Source organism: Streptomyces sp. NPDC030809 (assembly GCF_055572195.1).
Window position 1 is genome coordinate 296,286 of sequence record NZ_JBVIDV010000006.1, and the last position, 20,685, is coordinate 316,970.

At 72.7% G+C, this 20,685-nt stretch carries 15 protein-coding genes; 3 read left to right on the plus strand and 12 right to left on the minus strand.

Features of this window, described 5'->3' with window-relative positions:
- Positions 1 to 123 precede the first annotated feature (123 nt).
- The 9 genes from ACZ407_RS11455 to ACZ407_RS11495 all read right to left on the minus strand — a co-directional run bounded on the left by ACZ407_RS11455 (position 124) and on the right by ACZ407_RS11495 (position 11,056).
- The gene (locus ACZ407_RS11455; protein ID WP_468127537.1) at positions 124 to 1,236 is read right to left on the minus strand and encodes a pseudouridine synthase; all 1,113 of its coding nucleotides are present in this window, start codon (positions 1,234 to 1,236) and stop codon (positions 124 to 126) included.
- A complete protein-coding gene (scpB, locus tag ACZ407_RS11460) occupies positions 1,236 to 1,805 on the minus strand; it encodes an SMC-Scp complex subunit ScpB (RefSeq protein ID WP_468127598.1) in 570 nt (189 codons plus the stop codon). Before scpB ends, ACZ407_RS11455 begins: the two co-directional genes overlap by 1 nt.
- Positions 1,806 to 1,852: 47 nt before the next feature.
- Positions 1,853 to 3,013: a segregation and condensation protein A gene (locus ACZ407_RS11465; RefSeq protein WP_468127539.1), complete on the minus strand. Its 1,161-nt coding sequence runs from the start codon at positions 3,011 to 3,013 to the stop codon at positions 1,853 to 1,855.
- A 63-nt stretch (positions 3,014 to 3,076) separates the two neighbouring features.
- The gene (locus tag ACZ407_RS11470; protein WP_468127541.1) at positions 3,077 to 3,583 is read right to left on the minus strand and encodes a hypothetical protein; all 507 of its coding nucleotides are present in this window, start codon (positions 3,581 to 3,583) and stop codon (positions 3,077 to 3,079) included.
- Between the two features lie 41 nt (positions 3,584 to 3,624).
- Complete coding sequence (locus ACZ407_RS11475) at positions 3,625 to 4,743, minus strand: ParA family protein (protein WP_468127542.1); 1,119 nt, start codon at positions 4,741 to 4,743, stop codon at positions 3,625 to 3,627.
- 379 nt (positions 4,744 to 5,122) lie between these two features.
- Positions 5,123 to 6,238, minus strand: coding sequence for an alanine dehydrogenase (gene ald / locus ACZ407_RS11480; protein WP_468127544.1), 1,116 nt, complete (start codon positions 6,236 to 6,238; stop codon positions 5,123 to 5,125).
- Positions 6,239 to 6,388: 150 nt separating this feature from the next.
- Positions 6,389 to 8,401, minus strand: coding sequence for a tetratricopeptide repeat protein (locus ACZ407_RS11485; RefSeq protein ID WP_468127545.1), 2,013 nt, complete (start codon positions 8,399 to 8,401; stop codon positions 6,389 to 6,391).
- Positions 8,402 to 8,701: 300 nt separating this feature from the next.
- Complete coding sequence (locus ACZ407_RS11490) at positions 8,702 to 9,328, minus strand: NUDIX domain-containing protein (RefSeq protein ID WP_468127546.1); 627 nt, start codon at positions 9,326 to 9,328, stop codon at positions 8,702 to 8,704.
- Positions 9,329 to 9,406: 78 nt separating this feature from the next.
- A complete protein-coding gene (locus ACZ407_RS11495) occupies positions 9,407 to 11,056 on the minus strand; it encodes a CTP synthase (protein ID WP_468127548.1) in 1,650 nt (549 codons plus the stop codon).
- A gap of 422 nt (positions 11,057 to 11,478) precedes the next feature.
- Here ACZ407_RS11495 and ACZ407_RS11500 point away from each other — a divergent pair, with 422 nt between their 5' ends.
- Both ACZ407_RS11500 and ACZ407_RS11505 read left to right on the plus strand, forming a co-directional pair.
- Positions 11,479 to 13,290 carry a glycoside hydrolase family 15 protein gene (locus ACZ407_RS11500; protein WP_468127549.1) on the plus strand — a complete coding sequence of 604 codons (1,812 nt, stop codon included), beginning with the start codon at positions 11,479 to 11,481 and terminating at the stop codon, positions 13,288 to 13,290.
- Between the two features lie 43 nt (positions 13,291 to 13,333).
- Entirely contained in the window at positions 13,334 to 14,716 is a 1,383-nt protein-coding gene (locus ACZ407_RS11505) for an FAD-binding oxidoreductase (protein WP_468127550.1), read from the plus strand.
- A gap of 30 nt (positions 14,717 to 14,746) precedes the next feature.
- Here the strand turns inward: ACZ407_RS11505 and ACZ407_RS11510 are convergent, their stop codons facing one another.
- Together ACZ407_RS11510 and ACZ407_RS11515 are read right to left on the minus strand one after the other, a co-directional pair.
- A complete protein-coding gene (locus ACZ407_RS11510; protein ID WP_468127552.1) occupies positions 14,747 to 16,396 on the minus strand; it encodes a flavin monoamine oxidase family protein in 1,650 nt (549 codons plus the stop codon).
- 20 nt (positions 16,397 to 16,416) lie between these two features.
- Positions 16,417 to 17,958 (minus strand): APC family permease, encoded by a 1,542-nt coding sequence (locus ACZ407_RS11515; RefSeq protein WP_468127554.1) that lies wholly within the window; start codon positions 17,956 to 17,958, stop codon positions 16,417 to 16,419.
- A gap of 208 nt (positions 17,959 to 18,166) precedes the next feature.
- Between ACZ407_RS11515 and ACZ407_RS11520 the strand changes: the two genes are divergently transcribed.
- Positions 18,167 to 19,798 carry a PucR family transcriptional regulator gene (locus tag ACZ407_RS11520; RefSeq protein ID WP_468127556.1) on the plus strand — a complete coding sequence of 544 codons (1,632 nt, stop codon included), beginning with the start codon at positions 18,167 to 18,169 and terminating at the stop codon, positions 19,796 to 19,798.
- Between the two features lie 64 nt (positions 19,799 to 19,862).
- Here ACZ407_RS11520 and ACZ407_RS11525 read toward each other — a convergent pair whose 3' ends face one another.
- Positions 19,863 to 20,630, minus strand: coding sequence for an SDR family NAD(P)-dependent oxidoreductase (locus ACZ407_RS11525; protein WP_468127558.1), 768 nt, complete (start codon positions 20,628 to 20,630; stop codon positions 19,863 to 19,865).
- Positions 20,631 to 20,685 lie beyond the last annotated feature (55 nt).

Below are 20,685 nucleotides of genomic sequence, written 5' to 3' on the forward strand. Positions count from 1 at the left end.
ATAAACCCGGGAGGCGGGCGCCCACAAGGGAGGAACCGCCCGGAAACGCGAGATGCCCGCGGCGCCGGGGCGCTGCAGGCATCTCGGGGTGCCGTACGGGCGTACGGCCGGGCAGGGGGCCGACTACAGGCCGACCTGCTTCATCAGCATGCCGACCTCGGTGTTGGTCAGGCGGCGCAGCCAGCCGGACTTCTGGTCGCCGAGCTCGATGGGGCCGAAGGCGGTCCGCACCAGCTTCTCGACGGGGAAGCCGGCCTCGGCCAGCATCCGGCGCACGATGTGCTTGCGGCCCTCGTGCAGGGTCACCTCGACCAGGTAGTTCTTGCCGACCTGGTCGACGACCCGGAAGTGGTCGGCCTTGGCGTAGCCGTCCTCCAGCTGGATGCCGGACTGCAGGCGCTTGCCCACCTCGCGCGGCAGCGGGCCGGTGATGGCGGCCAGGTAGGTCTTGGTGACGCCGTACTTCGGGTGGGTGAGGCGGTGGGCCAGCTCGCCGTGGTTGGTGAGCAGGATGATGCCCTCGGTCTCCGTGTCGAGCCGGCCGACGTGGAACAGGCGGGTCTCGCGGTTGGTCACGTAGTCGCCGAGGCACTGGCGGCCGTCCGGGTCCTCCATGGTGGAGACCACGCCGGCGGGCTTGTTCAGCGCGAAGAACAGGTACGACTGGGTGGCGACGGTCAGGCCGTCCACCTTGATCTCGTCCTTCTCGGGGTCCACGCGCATGCCCTGCTCGACCACGATCTTGCCGTTGACCTCGACCCGGGCCTGCTCGATGAGCTCCTCGCAGGCGCGGCGCGAGCCCATGCCGGCGCGGGCGAGCACCTTCTGCAGGCGCTCGCCCTCCTGCTCGGCGCCGGGGAAGGTCTTCGGGGTCTTGATCTGCGGCTTGTTCGCGTACCGCTCGCGGTTGCGCTCCTCGATCCGCGCGTCGTACTCGCGCGGGCGGGCCTGCCCGGCGCGTCCGCCGCCCTGGCCGCCACGGCCGCCCTGCGCGCCCCCACGGCCGCCCTGGGGGGCCTTGGGGCCGCCCTTGGCGCCACCGCGGGCCGCGGCGCCGCGGGCGCCGCCGCTGCGCTCGCCCTCGGGGCCGACGTCGTAGCGGCGCTCCTCGGGGCGGGGACGGCGCGGGCGGGCCTGGCCCTGGCCCTGCCGGTCGTCGCGCGAGTTCCCGGCGCCGCGGAAGTTACCGCGCCCGCCGCTCTTGCCGCTGTTCCTGTTGCCGCCGCTGCTTCGCATCAAATGTCCGTCGTCTTGTCGTCTACGTCAGTGTCCGGTGCGTCCGGGTCGAACGACGGGACACCTTCCTGCGTCTCGGCTTCGATCGCGTCCGCCTCCGGGAGGAAGGGCGCGAGCTCCGGGAGCTCGTCCAGGCCGCGCAGGCCCATCCGCTCCAGAAAGTAGTTCGTCGTCCTGTACAGGATCGCACCTGTTTCGGGTTCCGTCCCCGCCTCCTCCACCAGACCGCGCTGGAGGAGGGTCCGCATGACCCCGTCGCAGTTGACCCCGCGGACCGCGGAGACCCGGGAACGGCTCACCGGCTGGCGGTAGGCGACCACCGCCAGGGTCTCCAGCGCCGCCTGGGTCAGGCGGGCCTGCTGCCCGTCGAGCACGAAGGCCTCCACGGCCGCCGCGTACGCGGGGCGGGTGTAGAACCGCCAGCCGCCGGCCACCGGCCGCAGCTCGAAGCCGCGTCCCTGTACGGCGTACTCGTCGGCCAGCTCGCGCAGGGCGTCCGCGATCTCGCGCCGGCTCCGCTCCAGCACCTTGGCGAGGTGCTCCTCGGTCGCCGGCTCGTCCACGACCATGAGGACGGCCTCCAGCGCGGGCTTCAGCTCCAGCTCCGCGACCTCGCTCACGGTACGTCCCCTTCCGCTGCTTCCTCTGTTTCCCCGGCTTCTTCCGGACCGGCTTCCGCGGCCCGGTCGAACTCGTCCGTCACGAGCGGCTCGCCCTCGTCCCCGCCGGTCCAGAGGACCGTGAGCTCCCCGAGGGCCTGCTCCTGGTCCAGCCGGACCGCCCGCTCCCGGTACAGCTCCAGCAGGGCCAGGAAGCGGGCCACCACGGTCAGGGTGTCGGGCGCGTCGGCGGCCAGCTCCCGGAAGGCCACCCCGGCCCCGCCGGCGGCCGCGGCCGCGCGCAGCATCCGTACGACGATCCGGGCCTGCTCCTGGACGCTGACCAGCGGGGCGTGGATGTGGTCCACGTACACCTGCGGCTTGGCCTTGGGCTGCATGGCCTTGACCGCCAGCCGTGCGAACCCCTCGGCGCCGATGCTGATGATCACCTCGGGGAGCAGCTCGGCGTGGTGGGCCTCCAGGCCGACGGTACGGGGGTACCGGCGGCCCTCGGCCGCCATGCGGTCCTGGATGATGTCGGCGATCTGCTTGTAGGCGCGGTACTGCAGGAGCCGCGCGAACAGCAGGTCCCGGGCCTCCAGCAGGGCGAGGTCGGCCTCGTCCTCCACCTCGGCGGTGGGCAGCAGCCGGGCGGCCTTGAGGTCGAGGAGGGTGGCGGCGACCACCAGGAACTCGGTGGTCTGGTCGAGGTCCCAGTCGGCGCCCATGGCGCGGATGTGCGCCATGAACTCGTCGGTGACCTGGTGCAGGGCCACCTCGGTCACGTCGAGCTTGTGCCGCGCGATGAGCTGCAACAGCAGGTCGAACGGCCCCTCGAAGTTCGCCAGCCGCACGGTGAACCCCCCGCCGGCCTCGCCCTCCACACCGCCCGAAACATCGGCGCCGTCCGGATCCGCCGGGGGCGAATTCAAGCCTCGCCGGCGGAGGCGCGGGGGTGCGGGGGCGGAGCCCCCGGAGCCGTTCGGCTCGGGCACGGGGCCCGCATCGGCCTCGGGCTCGGGTACGGCCGGGACGGCCTCCGGGACCGGCTCGGCGGGCAGGGTCCCGTGATCCTCCACCGGGTCCGGGTCCGGGGCAGCCGGAGACGCACCCGGTCCACGGCCGAGCGCCCGGCGCAGGGCACGGACGGGCCGGGCAGGCTCATCGGTCGGGGGCATCGCGGTCCAAGGTACGGCGTGCAAGGGGCGCGGGGCGCCGAGCACCCCGGTCAGTCGGGCAGGCTACCGGCCGCGCAGACGGCGGACCAGGATGCTCGCCTCGCCGCGCGACTCCAGGTCGGCCAGGACCACGGCCACGGCCTCGCGGACGATCCGCCCGCGGTCGACGGCGAGCCCGTGCTCCCCGCGCAGGACCAGGCGCGCGTGCTCCAGGTCCATCAGCTCCTCGGCGGACACGTACACGGTGATCTTCTCGTCGTGCCGCTCACGCCCGCTGGGGCGGCGGTTGGCGCCCCGCCCCTTGCCGCGGCGCGAGCCGGCGGCCGGCGCCGGGGAGGCCGCCGCAGCCGCCGCCCCGCCGCTGCCAGAACCTTCCTGCGGCCGCCTCGGCCCGCCCACCAGGGGGACCGCCGCCGCCACGGAGGCCGCCGCAGCGCCCCCGTCCGGCTCCTCGGGGCCCCGTACGCGCCCTGCGGCGGCCGGGCCGCCCTCCGGCACCGCCACCGCGTGCTCGGCCGCGCCGGGGTCCTCGGGACCGGACCGCCGCGGGGTGGAGGACTGGAGTGCCATTCCTCCGGTGGTGCGGAACAGTTCGTCGGCTCCGGGCAGACTCACTCGGCGTGACACCGGGCGAGCACCTCCCTGGCGAGCTGGCGATACGCGGCGGCGCCGACGGAGTTGGAGGCGTACGTCGTGATCGGCTCGCCGGCGACCGTGGTCTCCGGGAAGCGGACCGTCCGGCCGATGACCGTGTGGTAGACGTGGTCGTCGAAGGCCTCGACGACGCGCGCCAGCACCTCGCGGCTGTGCACGGTACGGGAGTCGTACATCGTGGCGAGGATGCCGTCGAGCTCCAGCTCCGGGTTCAGCCGCTCCTGGACCTTCTCGATGGTCTCGGTCAGCAGGGCCACTCCGCGGAGCGCGAAGAACTCGCATTCCAGCGGCACGATGACCTTGTGAGCGGCCGTCAGGGCGTTCACGGTCAGCAGGCCGAGCGAGGGCTGACAGTCGATCACGATGTAGTCGTAGTCGGACATCAGCGGCTTGAGGGCCCGCTGGAGCGTCGACTCGCGCGCGACCTCGCTCACCAACTGCACTTCGGCAGCGGAGAGGTCGATGTTGCTCGGCAGCAGGTCCATGTTGGGGACCGCCGTCTTGAGCAGCACCTCGTCGGCCGACATGCCCCGCTCCATGAGCAGGTTGTAGACCGTCAGGTCGAGTTCCATCGGGTTCACGCCGAGGCCGACCGACAGGGCGCCCTGCGGGTCGAAGTCGACGAGCAGCACCCGCCGTCCGTACTCGGCGAGCGCCGCGCCCAGGTTGATGGTCGACGTGGTCTTGCCCACGCCGCCCTTCTGGTTGCACATCGCGATGATCTTCGCCGGACCGTGGTCGGTCAGCGGACCCGGGATCGGGAAGTACGGCAGCGGCCGTCCGGTCGGGCCGATCCGCTCGCGGCGCTGGCGGGCAGCGTCGGGGGCGAGGGTGGCCGCGTACTCGGGGTCGGGCTCGTACTCGGCGTCGGGGTCGTAGAAGTGCCCCTCGGGCACCTCGTTGTAGTCGGCGAAACCGGTGGGCTCTCGGCCGCTCAGGTCGCCGGCCATGGAGTTCACGTCTAGGCCGTCCATGCTCTTTTGGGGCGTCGTCATGTGCTGGTGGTTTGCGAAGGTGCGGACCGCGACGGAGCCGACAGCTTCGAGCCCGGCAGGGCCCTGGCCCCGCGCAGGCATTGCTGCTTGACCACCCCCAGGAGCAAATGTCGACTCATTCACAAGTCGTCTTACCTCCTCGGACGTGACCAGGACACTTATCGATAGGTCAGCGTGGCACCATGCCGACGGTTGGCGACTCTATGGCGTGTCACCGGTCCGCAGCAACACAATCGGCCGGACGCGGCGCGATGTGTCGGCAACCGAACACCACTCTGTCAAGGGCGTGCGGGCTGCCGCTGCGAAGTTTCACGGGTGTGCGAAACGGTTAAAGGGTTACGTTCGAGGCGAGTTGGAGCCCGGTCCGGACACGCCCGCAAACGCGTCCGGCCGGACCTTGCGGGCAAGGTCCGGCCGGATGCGTGAGATTGACGTCAATCGTTGACGTACCGCGGCTGGCTCAGCCGAGCAGGGTGCTCAGCTCGACGCTCTCGAGGCCGTGGGCCTCGGCCACCGGACCGTAAACGACCTTGCCGTCATGGACGTTGAGGCCCAGGGCCAGCGCCGGGTCGCGGCGCAGGGCCTCGACCCAGCCGTTGTTCGCGAGCGACACGATGTAGGGCAGCGTGGCGTTCGTGAGGGCGTAGGTGGAGGTGTTCGGAACCGCGCCCGGCATGTTGGCGACGCAGTAGAAGACCGAGTTGTGCACCTGGAAGGTCGGCTCGGCGTGGGTGGTCGGACGGGAGTCCTCGAAGCAGCCGCCCTGGTCGATCGCAATGTCGACAAGGACACTTCCGGGCTTCATCCGGGAGACGAGCTCGTTGGTGACCAGCTTCGGGGCCTTCGCACCCGGGATCAGCACGGCGCCGATGACGAGGTCGGCCTCGAGGACCGCCTTCTCCAGCTCGAAGGCGTTGGAGACGATCGTCTGGATCTTCGTGCCGAAGATCTTGTCGGCCTCGCGGAGCTTGTTGATGTCGCGGTCCAGCAGGGTCACGTGGAAGCCCATGCCGATGGCGATCTGCGCGGCGTTCCAGCCGGAGACACCGCCGCCGATGACGACGGCCTTCGCGGCCTGGGTGCCCGGGACGCCGCCGGGGAGGATGCCGCGGCCGCCGGCCGAGCGCATCAGGTGGTAGGCGCCGACCTGCGGGGCGAGGCGGCCCGCGACCTCGGACATCGGGGCGAGCAGCGGCAGCGCGCGGTTGGCGAGCTCGACCGTCTCGTACGCGATGGCGGTGGTGCCGGACTCCAGGAGGGCCTCCGTGCCCGCCTTGTCGGCCGCCAGGTGCAGGTAGGTGAAGAGGGTCTGGTCCTTGCGGAGGCGGTGGTACTCCTCCGCGATGGGCTCCTTGACCTTCAGCAGCAGGTCGGCGGTGGCCCAGACCTCGTCGGCGGTGCCGAGGATCTCCGCACCGGCGGCGACGTACTCGGCGTCCGTGATCGAAGAGCCGACGCCGGCGTTCTGCTCGACGAAGACCTGGTGGCCGTTGCGGACGAGCTCGTGCACGCCGGCGGGGGTGATGGCCACCCGGAACTCGTTGTTCTTGACCTCGCGGGGGATACCGACCTTCACGTCGATCACGGTCCTTGGCTCAGGGGATTAAACGGGGCAATGCCATGCATACCCATTGCAGCAGGGCGCAGCGGGATGCACCACGGGATGACGTGGTGGAGCCAGTCTAATGAAGGATTTCTAGCTGTCTAGCCTTACAAACCAAATATCTCAGTGCGAACCACTGCGGATTTCGCAGGCCACAGGCTCCTCGCTGCCGTCGTGCAGCAGGCGGTCGGCGGTGCTGCGGTGCAGCCGCGCTGCCGCCGGGTCGCCGAGCCGGTCGAGGGTGTCGGCCAGCCGCAGCTGGAGCGCGGCCTGCAGCCGCAGGTCGCCCGCCGCGCGTGCCAGCTCGACGGCGGCCCGGCAGGTGTGGAGGGATTCCTCGGGCCGGCCGGCGTACTCCTGCACGCGGGCCATCTCACTCAACGCCCTTGCATGGGAGGGGACATCGGCGAGCTTCCGATAGCCTGCCGCGGCGGCCCGCCAGCTGCGCAGCGCCTCGCCGTAGCGTCCCGCGTACGTGTGTACCGAGCCGAGCCGTCCGTACAGGCGGGCCTCGTCCGCGCGCTCCCCGCGGGTCAGGCACTGGGACAGGGCGCGCCCGTACCAGTCGGCGGCCCGGTGCCAGTCCCCCAGCACCTGGTGCACCCCTCCTACGGATTCCATCGCGCGGCCGGTCGCGTAGTGGTCGCCGGCGGCCCGGCCGGCGTCCAGCGCGGCCCGGTAGCGCTCCAGGGCCTCGGCGGTCCGGCCGGTCTCCGCGTCGAGGTCGCCGAGGTTCAGGAGGGCGGCGGCCCGCTCCCGGTGCAGCCCGTGCCGCTCGGCCACGTCCAGGACCAGCCCGTGCAGCCCGTACAGCTCGGGGGCGGCCGCCTCGGTCCCCCGGTGCGCCGCCAGTGCCCGCACCAGGGCCGCGACCAGCCGGCGGGCCAGGGTGTCCAGCCCCCCGTCGGCCACGGCGAGGGAGGCGGCGGCGGTGAGGGCGGGCAGCCGGGTGTCCAGCCAGGCCGCGGCGGCGGCCCGGTCGGGGAAGCGCAGGGCGCGCGGCAGGGCGGCGGCGGGCTCCGGGGCCAGGCCGAGGGCGTCCCGCTCGGCGGCCCCTTCCTCCGCGGTCATCCGGCAGGACTTCAGCAGCCGCACGGTCCGCTCCAGCATCCGGGCCCGGGCCAGCTGCACCTCGGCCGGGCGCTCCTTGGCCTCCAGCTGCTCCCGGAGGAGGGGGACGAGGCAGCCGGGCAGCAGGTACCGGCCGTCGGAGGCGGGGCGCAGGAGGCCGAGGCCCGCGAAGTCCTCCAGCGTGGCGCGGGCTGCGGAGACGGAGCAGCCGGCCAGGGCGGAGGCGGTGTGGGCGTCCACCTCCCCGGCGGGGGCCAGGAGGAGCAGGCGCAGGGTGCGCTGCGCGGCGGGCGGCAGGGACTCGCAGACGAACCGGAAGGATCGGTTCACCGGGCCGCCGTCGGCGCTGCCCTCGTTGAGGCCGTAGAGCTGCTTGACCACGTCCGCGAGGGCGGCCTCGGGGTGGGCGGCCAGCCAGCCGCCGATGAGGGCGAGGGCCGCGGGCAGGCCGCCGCACTCCTCGGCGAGGGCCTCGGCGGCCCGGGGGTCGACGGTGACGCGGACGGCGCCGACCCGCTGGACGAGCATTTCGAGCGCGGCCTGCTTGTCCAGGCCGCCGAGGGTGCACGGGCGTACGTCGGGGATGCCGGTGAGCGGGCCCGCGCCGGTGACCACGGCCAGGCAGCCGGGGTCGTCGGCGAGCAGCGGGTCCACCTGCTGGGCGTCGGCGGCGGCGTCGAGGAGCATCAGCACCCGGCGGCCGGCGAGGGCCGTGCGCAGGGCGGAGGTCAGCTCGTCCTCGCCCGCGCCCGGCGGGGTGGGCCGGCCGAGGGCCTCCAGCAGGCTGCGGGCGGTGGTGGCGGTGGGGATGCGCTCGCCGGCGGGATCGGTGAGGCGGGCCCTGAGCACCCCGTCCGGGTACTCGTCCGCGATCCGGCGGACGAACTCCTCGGCCAGGGCGGTGCGGCCGGAGCCGGGGCGGCCGGCTACGAGCAGGACGCGGGCCCGGGGGGCCTTGCGGCCGGTGAGCGTGTCGAGTCCGGTGCGTGCGATGTCCTCGCGGAGCTCCTTGAGCTCCTTGCGGCGGCCGAAGAAGGCTGCCGGGCCGTTGGCGTCGTCCGTCACGGACCGCTCCTCTCCCTGCCCGGAGGCACTGGCGACTGCTTCCGGGAGCCTTGAGCGTAGTTCACGCAGAGCGACGGCCGGTGGGGAGCGCGGCGGACAAATCGCCCGATCGGATCACCAGATCGTCACAGCATTCCCCCACGGGCGCCTCAAACGCCGGCGAGGCTGGACTGCGCCCCGGGCAACCGGACACCGCGAGGCGAAAACCAGCCCCTCCGGCGCTTGAGGAGCGGGCCCGGGCAGAGCCCGGTACCCGGCGCCGGCCGGGATGCGCGGGGGGGGAACCCGCAGGAGAGGGGGTCAGGGGGTGTACGGCCGGGCGGGCCAAGGGGCGTCGGCGGGGCGGAGGGTGGAGAGGGCATCGGCGGAGAGGACCGCCGAGAGGGCCAGGACCCCCGCCACCAGCCCCACGTTGTGGAGGTCCCCGGCCAGCACCCCCCGCACCAGCTCCCCCAGCGGCACCCGCGCCGCCACCATGTCCGCCTCCTCCTCGGAGACCTCGAACCGCTCCCCCTCCGCCTCCGCCAGATCCCGCGCGAGGAAGATCCGGATGGCCTCGTCCGAGCCCCCGGGGGTGGCGTACAGGTCGGTGAGGACCCGCCAGTCGCCCGCCTTGACGTGCGCCTCCTCGTACAGCTCCCGCTGGGCCGCGTGCAGCGGGTTCTCGCCGGGGACGTCGAGGAGCCCGGCGGGGAGCTCCCAGAGCTTGTGACGGACGGGGTGGCGGTACTGGCGCAGCACCAGGACCCGGCCCTCCTCGTCCAGGGCGAGCACGCACACCGAGCCGGGGTGGACCTGGTAGTCGCGGCGGGCCACCGAGCCGTCCGGCATGACCACGTCGTCCGAGCTCACCGCGGTCTTCCGGCCCCGGAAGGGGGTTTCGCTCGCGACGACCCGCCAGGACTCCGGTACGTCCCTGATTTCCACTGAACCGACCCTTCCACAACGCAGCAGCCGGGGTACGGATCCGTACCCCGGCTGCCTACGTTATCGAGCGGCGTCCGCTCACTTGCCCTGCTGGCGCTCCACGGCGGCCTTCACCAGACCCGCGAAGAGCGGGTGCGGCCTGGTCGGGCGGGAGCGGAGCTCCGGGTGGGCCTGGGTGGCCACCAGGTACGGGTGCACCTCGCGCGGGTACTCCACGTACTCGACCAGCTTGTTGTCCGGGGAGGTGCCGGAGAACAGCAGGCCGGCCTTCTTCTCCAGCTCGCCGCGGTACGCGTTGTTCACCTCGTAGCGGTGGCGGTGGCGCTCCTCGACGTACTCCTTGCCGTCGTACACCTCGCGCACGATGGAACCCTCGGCCAGCTTGGCGGGGTACATGCCCAGGCGCATCGTTCCGCCCAGGTCGCCGGCGCCCTCGACGAAGGCCAGCTGCTCCTCCATCGTGGAGATGACCGGGTGCGCGGTGGAGGCGTCGAACTCGGTGGAGTTGGCGTCCTCGATGCCGGCCAGGTTGCGCGCGGCCTCGATGACCACGCACTGGAGGCCGAGGCACAGGCCCAGCAGCGGGATCTTGTTCTCGCGGGCGTAGGTGATCGCGCCGACCTTGCCGTTCACGCCGCGGTCGCCGAAGCCGCCGGGCACGCAGATCGCGTCCACGTCGCCGAGCTGCTTGGCGGCGCCCGCGGGCGTCTTGCAGTCGTCGGAGGTGACCCACTTGATCTTCACGCGGGCCTTGTTGGCGAAGCCGCCGGCGCGCAGCGCCTCGGTGACCGACAGGTACGCGTCGGGCAGGTCGATGTACTTGCCGACGAGGGCGACGGTGACCTCGTGGTCGGGGTTGTGGACCCGGTCGAGCAGGTCCTCCCAGACGGTCCAGTCCACGTCGCGGAACGGCAGGTCGAGCTTGCGCACGACGTACGCGTCCAGGCCCTCGGTGTGCAGCACCTTCGGGATGTCGTAGATGGACTTGGCGTCGATGGCGGCGACCACCGCGGCCTCGTCCACGTCGCACATCAGCGAGATCTTGCGCTTGATGGAGGTGGGGACGTCGCGGTCGGCGCGCAGCACGATGGCGTCGGGCTGGATGCCGATGTTGCGCAGGGCGGCGACGGAGTGCTGGGTGGGCTTGGTCTTCAGCTCGCCGGAGGGGCCGATGTAGGGCAGCAGCGAGATGTGCACGACGAAGACGTTGTCGCGGCCGACCTCGTGGCGGACCTGGCGGACGGTCTCCAGGAACGGCAGGGACTCGATGTCGCCGACCGTGCCGCCGACCTCGGTGATGACGACGTCGACGTCGTCGGTCGCCATGCGGCGGATGCGGTGCTTGATCTCGTTGGTGATGTGCGGGATGACCTGCACGGTGTCGCCGAGGTACTCGCCGCGCCGCTCCTTGGCGATGACCTGCGAGTAGACCTGGCCGGTGGTGACGTTGGCCGAGCCGTCGAGGTCCACGTCGAGGAAGCGCTCGTAGTGGCCGATGTCCAGGTCGGTCTCGGCGCCGTCGTTGGTGACGAACACCTCGCCGTGCTGGAACGGGTTCATGGTGCCCGGGTCGACGTTGAGGTACGGGTCGAGCTTCTGCATCGTGACCCGAAGACCCCGCGCCTTCAGCAGCGCACCCAGGCTGGAGGCCGTCAGGCCCTTGCCGAGGGAGGAAGCGACACCTCCGGTGACGAAGATGTGCTTGGTCGTCATGGATTTGGGCGGCATCGCCAAGAGGGGGCTCCCGTGGTCGCGAGGTGAGGTGCGTCCGGCCTCCGCCCGGGCCCGGCTGATCGTTCAGCGAGGGTTTTCGGGGGCGCCGAAGCTGCGGTTTCGGGGCCCCTGATTCGCACAGGCAGACCACCGGTCCACGGGGTACCAGCCTATCAGCGACCGGCGCGGTCCGCTTCCGGCCACGCGGCGCAATCCCCTCACCCGGGCCCTCACCCGTTCGGAGTAGCCGTATTCACCGCGGGCTCCGGGAGATCACTAGGGTGCCGTCGTATCCTGCTCGGATACCCGTGCCGAGCAGGCCGGCAACGGCACCACCCCGGCCCGCTCCGGCAAGCTTGAACTCGTCAACGACCCCTGACCGCGAAGAGACCGCCCGGCGTTCGGTACCGGGCGGACGTGGCCGTTCGACTGGAGATATGCACGTGTCCGGGCGCATCGAGGATTACGCACTCATCGGCGACATGCAGACCGCAGCACTGGTCTGCCGGGACGGATCGGCGGACTGGCTCTGTCTGCCGCGCTTCGATTCGCCGGCCGTCTTCGCGGGCCTGCTCGGCACGGAGGAGCACGGGTTCTGGCGGATCGGCCCGGCCCATCCGGCCGGGAGCGAGCCGCCGCGGGCCGACCGCCGCCGCTACCGCGGGGACTCGCTCATCCTGGAGTCCGAGTGGGACACCCCGCGGGGCACGGTCCGGGTGACCGACTTCATGCCGCCGCGCGAGCAGCACGCCCCGCAGCTGATGCGGATCGTCGAGGGGGTCAGCGGCCGGGTGCCGGTGCGCTCGGCCCTGCGGATGCGGTTCAGCTACGGGCGGGTCGTGCCCTGGGTGCACCGCGTGGACGGCCGTACGGTGGCGGTGGCCGGGCCGGACTCGATCTGGCTGGACACGGACGCCCAGACGTACGGCAAGGACCTCACCACGTACGCCGACTTCACGGTGGCGCCGGGCGACCGGATCGCGTTCACGATCAGCTGGCAGCCCTCGCACAAGGAGCCGCCGGCCCTGCCCGACGCGGAGGGGGCCCTGGAGGCCACCGCCGAGTTCTGGCAGGACTGGATCGAGCACTGCACGTACCACGGGCCGTACCGGGAGGCCGTGGTCCGCTCCCTGATCACGCTGAAGGCCCTGACGTACGCCCCCACCGGCGGCATCGTCGCCGCCCCCACCACCTCCCTGCCCGAGGAGATCGGCGGGGTCCGCAACTGGGACTACCGCTACACCTGGCTGCGCGACGCGGCGATCACCCTCTCCTCGCTGCTGCGCACGGGCTACCGGGAGGAGGCCCGCGCCTGGCGGGAGTGGCTGCTGCGGGCGGTGGCCGGGGACCCGGAGAACCTCCAGATCATGTACGGGATCGCCGGCGAGCGCGAGCTCGGCGAGACCGAGCTCGACTGGCTGCCCGGCTACGAGAACTCCCAGCCCGTCCGGGTCGGCAACGGGGCCGCCCACCAGCTCCAGCTGGACGTGTACGGCGAGGTCACCGAGGCCCTGCACCTGGCCCACATGACCGGCCTGGCCCGCAACGACTACGCCTCGCTGCTCCAGCTCAAGCTGATCCGCTACCTGGAGACCCACTGGAACCAGCCCGACGAGGGCATCTGGGAGGTCCGCGGCCCGCGCCGGCACTTCGTGCACTCGAAGGTGATGGCCTGGGTGGCGGTGGACCGGACGATCAAGCTGATCGAGTCCGGGGACGCGGACGGTCCGCTGGAGGAGTGGCGCGAGCTGCGCGACGAGATCCACCGGGACGTCTGCGACAAGGGCTACGACAAGGAGCGCAACACCTTCACCCAGTCCTACGGCTCGAAGGAGCTGGACGCCTCCCTGCTGCTGATCCCGCAGATGGGCTTCCTGCCGCCCGACGACAAGCGGGTCATCGGCACGATCGAGGCGATCCAGCGCGAGCTGTCCACCCCGGACGGGTTCATCCTGCGCTATCCGACGGCCGGCGAGGAGGCCGGTGTGGACGGGCTGGAGGGCGACGAGGGCGCGTTCCTGGCGTGTTCGTTCTGGATGGCCGACGACCTGGCGATGATCGGCCGGGTGGACGAGGCCCGCCGGCTGTTCGAACGGCTGCTGTCGCTGCGCAACGACCTCGGGCTGCTGGCCGAGGAGTGGGACCCGCGGCTCCAGCGCCAGGTGGGCAACTTCCCCCAGGCGTTCAGCCACGTCCCCCTGATCGACACCGCGCTGCGGCTCACGGCGAGCGGGGCGTACGGGGGCTGACTAGCCTGGAGGGGACCTGTGCCCCTCCAGGAAGGGGGCTGCCATGGCGCCCCTGTCGAAGGCGGGCGCGGCGCTGGCCGCGCTCCGCGAGGACCTGGCCGGTGACGTCTTCGCCCCGGGCGACCCGGGCTACGACGAGGCCCGCACCGTCTTCAACGCCATGATCGACCGGCGGCCGGCCGTGATCGCGCAGTGCGAGAGCACCGAGGACGTGGTGACGGCGGTCCGCTTCGCCCGCGAGCTGGACCTCAAGGTCGCGGTGCGCGGCGGGGGCCACAGCGTGGCGGGGATGTCGCTCAACGACGGCGGGCTGGTCGTGGACCTGCGCCGGATGCACGAGGTGACGGTGCATCCGGCGGCGAAGGCGGTCCGGGTCGCCGGCGGGGCCACCATGAGCCACCTGGACCGGGCCTGCGAGCCGTACGCGCTGGCCACGACCGGGGGCCGGGCCTCGACCACCGGGGTGGGCGGCTACGTGCTGGGCGGGGGCACGGGCTGGCTGGACCGGGTCTTCGGGCTCGCGGTGGACAACCTGCTGGGCGCGGAGCTGGTGACGGCCGACGGGCGGGTGGTCGAGGCCACCGCGGAGGAGAACCCGGAGCTGTTCTGGGCGCTGCACGGCGGGGGCGGGAACTTCGGCATCGCCACCTCCCTCACCCTGCGGCTGCACGACCTGCCGGCGATGTCGATCGCGCTTCTGCTGTACCGGCCCGAGCAGGGCCCCGAGGTGGTGCGCACCTTCCGGGACCTCATCGAGGCGGGTCCCCGGGAGGCTTCGGGCGGGGTCATCTACCTGACCGCCCCGCCGGAGGAGTTCGTTCCGCCGGCGCTGGTCGGGCAGCGGCTGGCCGGCGCGCTGCTGACGTACGCCGGGCCGGAGGAGGAGATGCGCAAGCTGGCCGAGCCGCTGCTGGGGCTTCCGCACGAGGCGGAGGTGGTGACGGCGGTCCCGTACGCGGAGCTCCAGTGCATGCTGGACGACCCGCCGGGCCTGCGGAACTACTGGTCGGCCGAGTACCTGACCGGGGTGCCGGACGCGTTCGCGGACGTCTTCGCGGCGCTGGGCGACGACATGCCGGTGCCCACCGGCACCCAGCACGTGGTGTGGCCGCAGGGCGGGGCGATCGCGGAGGGCCCGGCCGACTGGCCGGTGGCCTTCCGCGACGCGCCCTGGGCGGTGCACCCGTTCGGGATCTGGGAGGACCCGGCGGACGACGAGCGGGTGGTCCGGTGGGTCCGGGACGTCCGCGCCGCGGTCCAGCCGTGGAGCACCGGCGCGGTCTACCTCAACTTCACGGGCGACGAGGGTTCCGACCGGGTGGTCGCGGGGCTGGGCGCGGAGAACATGCGCCGGCTGGGTGCGGTGAAGCGGGAGTGGGACCCGGACAACGTCTTCCGCTTCAACCACAACATCAGGCCCGTCTGACCCCGGCCGGCGCGGCCCGCCCCGCCCCGCTCACACGAGGGCGGCGATCACCTCCTTCGCGGCCCGCTCGCCCTCGGTGGCGCCGCCTTCCATGAACCCCTGGAAGTCGTAGGAGCAGTGCTCCCCGCCGATGTGGATGCGGCCCTGCGCCTGCGCGGTGCCCTCGTACTTGGCGTACCGGTGGAGGTAGCCGGTGGGCCAGTACGAGTAGGCGCCCAGGGAGTACGGGTTGCGGTGCCAGGCGGAGAGCTGGGCGCGGCCGTTCCATGCGGCCTTGGTGCCGGGGAAGAAGGCGTCGATGCCGGTGAGCATCCGGCCGGCGAGGCTGCGCACGTACGGGTCGGACTCGGTGGCGAAGGGGCTGCCGGGGGTGAGGGAGCCGGCCAGGCTGCCGCCGCCGTACTGGAGCAGGATGCCGCCGGTGCCGGGCTGGATCTTGGTGGTGTCCCAGGTCTGCTGCACGTCGGTGTCGGTGAAGCAGTCGCCCGCCGAGACCCCGGGCCAGGGGCCGGTGCCGCGCCAGGGGCGGGCGGTGAACTGCATGTTGAGCTTGGTGCAGTAGCCCATCCGGGCGTCGCGCAGGAGGTTCTTCATCAGGGGGTCGAAGCCGGCCTGCGAGGTGTCGATGCGCTGGAGGACGGGCAGGGGCAGGCACAGGACGGTGTGGTCGGCGACCGCGGTGCGGGTGGCTCCCGAGTCGCTGAAGGTGAGGGTCTGGGTGCCGTCCGCGTTGGCGCGTACGGCGAGCAGTTCGCGGCCCATGACGAGGGTGCCGGGGGTCAGGGCCTGGGCGATGGCGTTCGGGAGCCGGTCGTTGCCGCCGGTGATGTGGTAGCGCTCGTTGGACAGGCCCCAGACGTTGAAGTTGCCGGGGTTGGGCTGGTAGCCCATCAGGAGGACCAGGGCCAGGGCGGACTGGGCGGTGGTGTCGGCCCCGTACTCGACGTTGTAGGCCACGTCGATGAACTGCCCGAGGCGGGAGCCGTGGCCGCCGGGGACGCGCGTCTCGATCCACTCGTGGAGCGTCATGTTGTCGAGGGCGGTGCCGGCGGGGGTGGTGGAGTTCCAGGAGACCTCGCCGGAGTCCTGGAGGTCCCGGTGCAGCTGCTGGTAGACGGCGTTGAAGTCCTCGTCGGCCTGCTCGCGCGGGTAGTAGCCGCCGTCGAACCAGAGGACTTCCTCGGCCCCGTTGGGCCCGCCGCCGAGGAAGTCCTCGGTGGGCAGGTTGAAGCGGCGGCAGAGTTCGAGGATCTTCTTGTGGCTGGTGTCGATGAGCTCGCCGCCGATCTCGGAGGTCTGCCCGTTGGCCCAGTGGTCGCGCTGGGTCCACATCCGGCCGCCCACGCGCGCGGGGTTGGCCTCGTACAGGGTGCAGGCCAGGCCCGCGTCCTGGAGGGTGAGGGCGGCGGTGAGGCCGGAGATCCCGGCGCCGACGACGGCGATCCGGGGGTTGCCGACGGGCTTCTTCCCGTCGGTGCCGGGGAGGGGGGCCGGGGCGGTGAGGGCGGCGGCCGGGGCGGCCGCGGCGACCGCGGTGCCCAGGCCGAGGGCGGCGGCGCGGGCGAGCAGCTCGCGGCGGCCGAGGCCGCGGACTTCGGCCGGGGGCAGGCCGAGGCGGCGGGCGGCGGCGTGTTCGGCGGCCAGCTGCCGGAGCCGGTGCATGAGGGGGGTACGGGCCATGGCGGTGGACTCCTCGGAGGTCAGGCGTTCGCGGGTGACGCGGACAGGTCCGTGGTGCCTTCGTCGGTGCCGTTCGGGCCGGGAGCGTCGGTGCGCTCGGCGGCGTCCTCCAGGACGATCCGGCCGATGATCTCGTAGCGCTCGGGGGCCTTGTGCTTCAGGTACAGGCCGAGGCCGAGGCCGCCGGCGAAGACGGTGCCGACGATCCAGGGGATGAGCTTGAAGAAGAGGGAGCCGGCGGCGAGTCCGGCGGCGGTCTCCATGTTGAGGACGAGGAGCACGACGACGGCGGTCATCCCGATGCCGCCGAGCAGCGGGGCGGTCAGGGTCCGGAACCAGTGCCGGTCCTCGGGGTGGTTCTTGCGGAAGTAGCCGATCACGGCGAAGGAGCAGAGGGTCTGCACGATGAGGATGGCCATCGTGCCGAGGATGGCGAGCAGGGTGTAGAGGTGGATGTACGGGTCCTGCCCGGTGAGCCAGAAGCCGGCGACGAGGGCGACGGCGATGGCGGTCTGCACGACGGAGGCCACGTACGGGGAGCCGTGCCGGGCGTGGGTGCGGCCGAGCGCGGGGTGCAGGAAGCCCTCGCGGCCGATGGCGTAGAGGTAGCGGGCGGCGCACTGGTGGAAGGCCATGCCGCAGGCGAAGGAGCCGGTGAGCAGCAGCCACTGGAAGGCGTCCACGGCCCACGCGCCGATGAAGGCGTGGGTGGGGGCGAAGAAGAGGTCGAGGGGGCTGGTGGAGGCGGAGAGCTCGACCGACTTGCCGAGTCCGTTGCCGGAGATGGTCATCCAGGAGACGTAGATGTAGAAGAGGCCCACGCCGACGACGGAGATGAGCGTGGCCTTGGGGATGACCCGCTTGGGGTCGCGGGACTCCTCCCCGTACATGGCGGTGGACTCGAAGCCGACCCAGGACCAGAAGGCGAAGAAGAGGCCGAGTCCGGCGGAGGCGCCGGTGAAGGCGTTCTTGGGGTTGACGGGCTCCAGGGGGATGCCGTCGGGGCCGCCGCCGGCGACGAGGACCGCGGTGGCGACGGCGAAGAGGACGGCGATCTCGGCGACGAGCATCACGCCGAGGGCCTTGGCGGTGAGGTTGATGTCGAAGTGCGCGAGGACGGCGGTGACGGCGAGCATGGCGGCCGCGTAGACGACCCAGTGCACGTCCACGCCGAGCTGGTCGTGCACGGTGGTCTTGGCGAAGTAGGCGAACACGCCGACGATCGAGGCCTCGAAGACGATGTACGCGAGGACGGCGAGCATGCCGGAGGCCATCCCGGCGATCCGGCCGAGGCCGTGCGAGATGTATCCGTAGAAGGCGCCGGCCGCGGTGATCCGCTTGGCCATGGCCACGTAGCCGACCGCGAAGACGGTGAGGACGAGGGTGGCGAAGAGGTATCCGGCGGGGGCTCCGGTGCCGTTGCCGAAGCCGACGGCGATGGGGAGGTTGCCGGTCATGGCGGTGATCGGGGCGGCGGTGGCGACCGCCATGAAGACGACCCCGGTCAGGCCGACCGAATTCGCCTTGAGACGCTGGACCTGACCGGTGGAACTCTGGGACATGGACGTCCTCTTCCTTGGTGTTCCGATCGTGCTGCGCGTGGATGGGAAGGCGGCCACTCTCCGCCTGAGTGACGCACGCCACAATCGGCACGGAGTCTGATAATCGCCTTTTCAAGCCGACGAGTTGTCGGGCGAACAGGCGGCGTGACGCCGTCCGTAACCCCCGGGTGATGTTCTTGGAACCGGGCTGCCGGTACCGTCCCGCGATATGGACAATCAGGGCGGCGGCATCACCGTTCAGCGGGCACTGGAGCTGCCGGGGCTGCGCAGCGGGCTTCCGGAGGTGGTGGCGGGGGCGGACCGCCTGGGGCGGACCGTGCGCTGGGTGCACGCGGGCGAGGTGCCCAACATCGCCTCCCTGCTCAAGGGCGGGGAACTGCTGCTGACCACCGGCCTGGGGCTGGGCACCCGGCCGGCCGAACAGCGTGCCTTCGTACGGCGGCTGGCCGACCGGGGCATCGCGGCCCTCGTGGTCGAGCTGGGCCCGCGGTTCAGCCGGCTGCCGGCGACCCTCGTGGAGACCGCCCGGGCCGCCGGGCTGCCGCTGGTGCAGCTGCACCGCGAAGTCCCCTTCGTCACCGTGACGGAGGAGGTCCACACCGAGATCGTGAACGGCCACTACGCGCTGCTCCAGCGGGCCGAGGAGGTGCACCGGCGCTGCACGGAGGCCCTGCTCGGCGGCGGGGGCATCCCCCAAGTCCTACGGATCCTGGCCGACTTCACCGCCAACCCGGTGTTCCTGGAGACCCCCGACGGACAGCTCCTGTACGCGGCGGCCGGCGGCTCGGGCGAGGTGGGCGCCGATCCGCTCCAGATCTGGGAGGGGCTGCGCGGGCAGCGCGAGGCCCGCGCGGAGGGGCCGCCGGCCAACGCGGTGCTGGTGGACGTGCCGGGCGGGGGCCACGGCACCGGTTCGGTCCGGGCCCGCCTGGTCCTGCTGGGGGTGGCCGCGCCGCTGCTGCCGGTGCACCGGATCGCGGCCGAGCGGACCGCGAGCGTGCTGGCGGTGGTCCTGATGCAGGCGCGGCAGGAGGAGGAGCTGGCGGCACGCGGCCGCGGGGACTTCCTGACCGACCTGGCGGAGGGGCGGATCGCGGCGGAGGACGCCCCGGCGCAGGCCCGGGTGCTGGGCTTCCGCCCGGGTGACGGGCCGCTGCTGCCGGTGGTGATGCGGCTGGCCTCGGACCTCGGCCCTTCGGGCAACTGGGCGGTGCTGGCCCGGGCGGTGCTGGAGGAGCTGGGCGCGGTGGGCGTGCCGGTGCTGCTCGGTGTGCGGCCGGTCGAGGGGCGGGTGCCGCTGCTGCTGGCGCTGCGCTCGGAGTCGGAGCGCACGGCGGTCGCGGACCGGGTCTCGGCCGCGCTGCGGGCCGGGGTGGAGCGGGCGGGGCTGGACCGGGCGGGGAGCGGGCAGCCGGTGGTGGTCGTCGGGGTCTCCGGCGGCTGGGCGGCGGCCTCCGCGGGGCTGCGGCACGCGGCGGAGACCGCGACCGCGGCGCACGGCCTGCCGGCGCGCCCCTGGTACGACGCGCGCCGGCTGGACATCGACCTGCTGCTGTGGCGGCTGCGGGAGCATCCGGACCTGGCGGCGTTCGTGGAGCGGGCCATCGGCCCGCTGCGCACCCACGACGCCACCTCCAAGCCGGCCCTGCTGCCCACGCTGGAGACCTACCTGGCCCACGCGGGCCGCAAGGCCGAAACGGCCCGGGAGCTCCACCTGAACCGGCAGACCCTCTACAACCGGCTGGCCCGCATCGCCGAACTGCTGGGCACCGATCTGGACGACCCGGAAACGGTCCTCTCCCTGAGCCTGGCCCTCCGCGCCCGCCGCCACGCCCCCTGACCGCCGTCGCACTCCCCGACCCGCCGTCACCAGGCCGCGCCGCCGGGCCGGTCGGGGTCGGACGTCAGGCCCCGTAGCCGCCGTCGATGTCCAGGACCGCCCCGGTGACGAACGAGGCGCCCGGCCCGGCCAGGAACACGATGCCGGCCGCGATCTCCTCGGGGCGCCCGTAGCGCCCCATGGCGTTGGCGGCCCGCTGGTGGTCGGAGTGCGGGCCGTCCTCCGGGTTCATCTCCGTGGCGACGGACCCGGACTGCACCACGTTGACGGTGATCCCACGAGGTGCCAGGTCCCGGGCCGCGCCCTTGCTGTAGCCGATGAGCGCCGCCTTGGTGGCCGCGTAGTCGGCGACTCCGGGTTGTCCCGGCCGGGCGGCCAGGTTGGAGCCGACCGTGATGATCCGGCCGCCCTCCCCGATCACCTCGGCCGCGGCCCGGATCCCGGCGGCGACCCCGCCGACGTTGACGGCGAACTGGCGCTCCAGCGCCTTGCGGTCGGCCGCCGGGTCGTCGGTCGCCCCGGCGACGAACACGCCCGCGTTGTTCACCAGGATGTCCAGCCGCCCGAAGTCCGCGGCCACGGCCTCCACCAGCCCGGCCACCTCCTCCGGCTCCGCCTGGTCGGCGCGGTAGACCGCCGCCCGCACCCCGGTGGCCCGCAGTTCGGCCGCCACCGCCTCCGCCCGGTCCGCGGAGGCGGAGTGGCTGATGGCCACGGCCGCCCCCTCGGCCGCGAGGGCCCGGGCGGTGGCCGCGCCGATCCCCCGGGATCCCCCGGTCACCAGGGCGACCTTCCCCGCCAGACTGCCGAGCCGCTCGTCGTGTGCGCGCACCAGAACTCCCCATTTCTGTACCGATCGGTATTGAACTGCGGCCACGGTACTATAT

What these genes read in the sequence shown, in the direction of transcription:
- ACZ407_RS11455 (WP_468127537.1), bottom strand. Translation starts at nt 1,236, where the DNA reads ATGCGAAGCAGCGGCGGCAACAGGAACAGCGGCAAGAGCGGCGGGCGC.
- scpB (WP_468127598.1), bottom strand. Translation starts at nt 1,805, where the DNA reads ATGGTCGTGGACGAGCCGGCGACCGAGGAGCACCTCGCCAAGGTGCTG.
- ACZ407_RS11465 (WP_468127539.1), bottom strand. Translation starts at nt 3,013, where the DNA reads ATGCCCCCGACCGATGAGCCTGCCCGGCCCGTCCGTGCCCTGCGCCGG.
- ACZ407_RS11470 (WP_468127541.1), bottom strand. Translation starts at nt 3,583, where the DNA reads ATGGCACTCCAGTCCTCCACCCCGCGGCGGTCCGGTCCCGAGGACCCC.
- ACZ407_RS11475 (WP_468127542.1), bottom strand. Translation starts at nt 4,743, where the DNA reads ATGCCTGCGCGGGGCCAGGGCCCTGCCGGGCTCGAAGCTGTCGGCTCC.
- ACZ407_RS11495 (WP_468127548.1), bottom strand. Translation starts at nt 11,056, where the DNA reads ATGCCGCCCAAATCCATGACGACCAAGCACATCTTCGTCACCGGAGGT.
- ACZ407_RS11500 (WP_468127549.1), top strand. Translation starts at nt 11,479, where the DNA reads ATGCACGTGTCCGGGCGCATCGAGGATTACGCACTCATCGGCGACATG.
- ACZ407_RS11505 (WP_468127550.1), top strand. Translation starts at nt 13,334, where the DNA reads ATGGCGCCCCTGTCGAAGGCGGGCGCGGCGCTGGCCGCGCTCCGCGAG.
- ACZ407_RS11510 (WP_468127552.1), bottom strand. Translation starts at nt 16,396, where the DNA reads ATGGCCCGTACCCCCCTCATGCACCGGCTCCGGCAGCTGGCCGCCGAA.
- ACZ407_RS11515 (WP_468127554.1), bottom strand. Translation starts at nt 17,958, where the DNA reads ATGTCCCAGAGTTCCACCGGTCAGGTCCAGCGTCTCAAGGCGAATTCG.
- ACZ407_RS11520 (WP_468127556.1), top strand. Translation starts at nt 18,167, where the DNA reads ATGGACAATCAGGGCGGCGGCATCACCGTTCAGCGGGCACTGGAGCTG.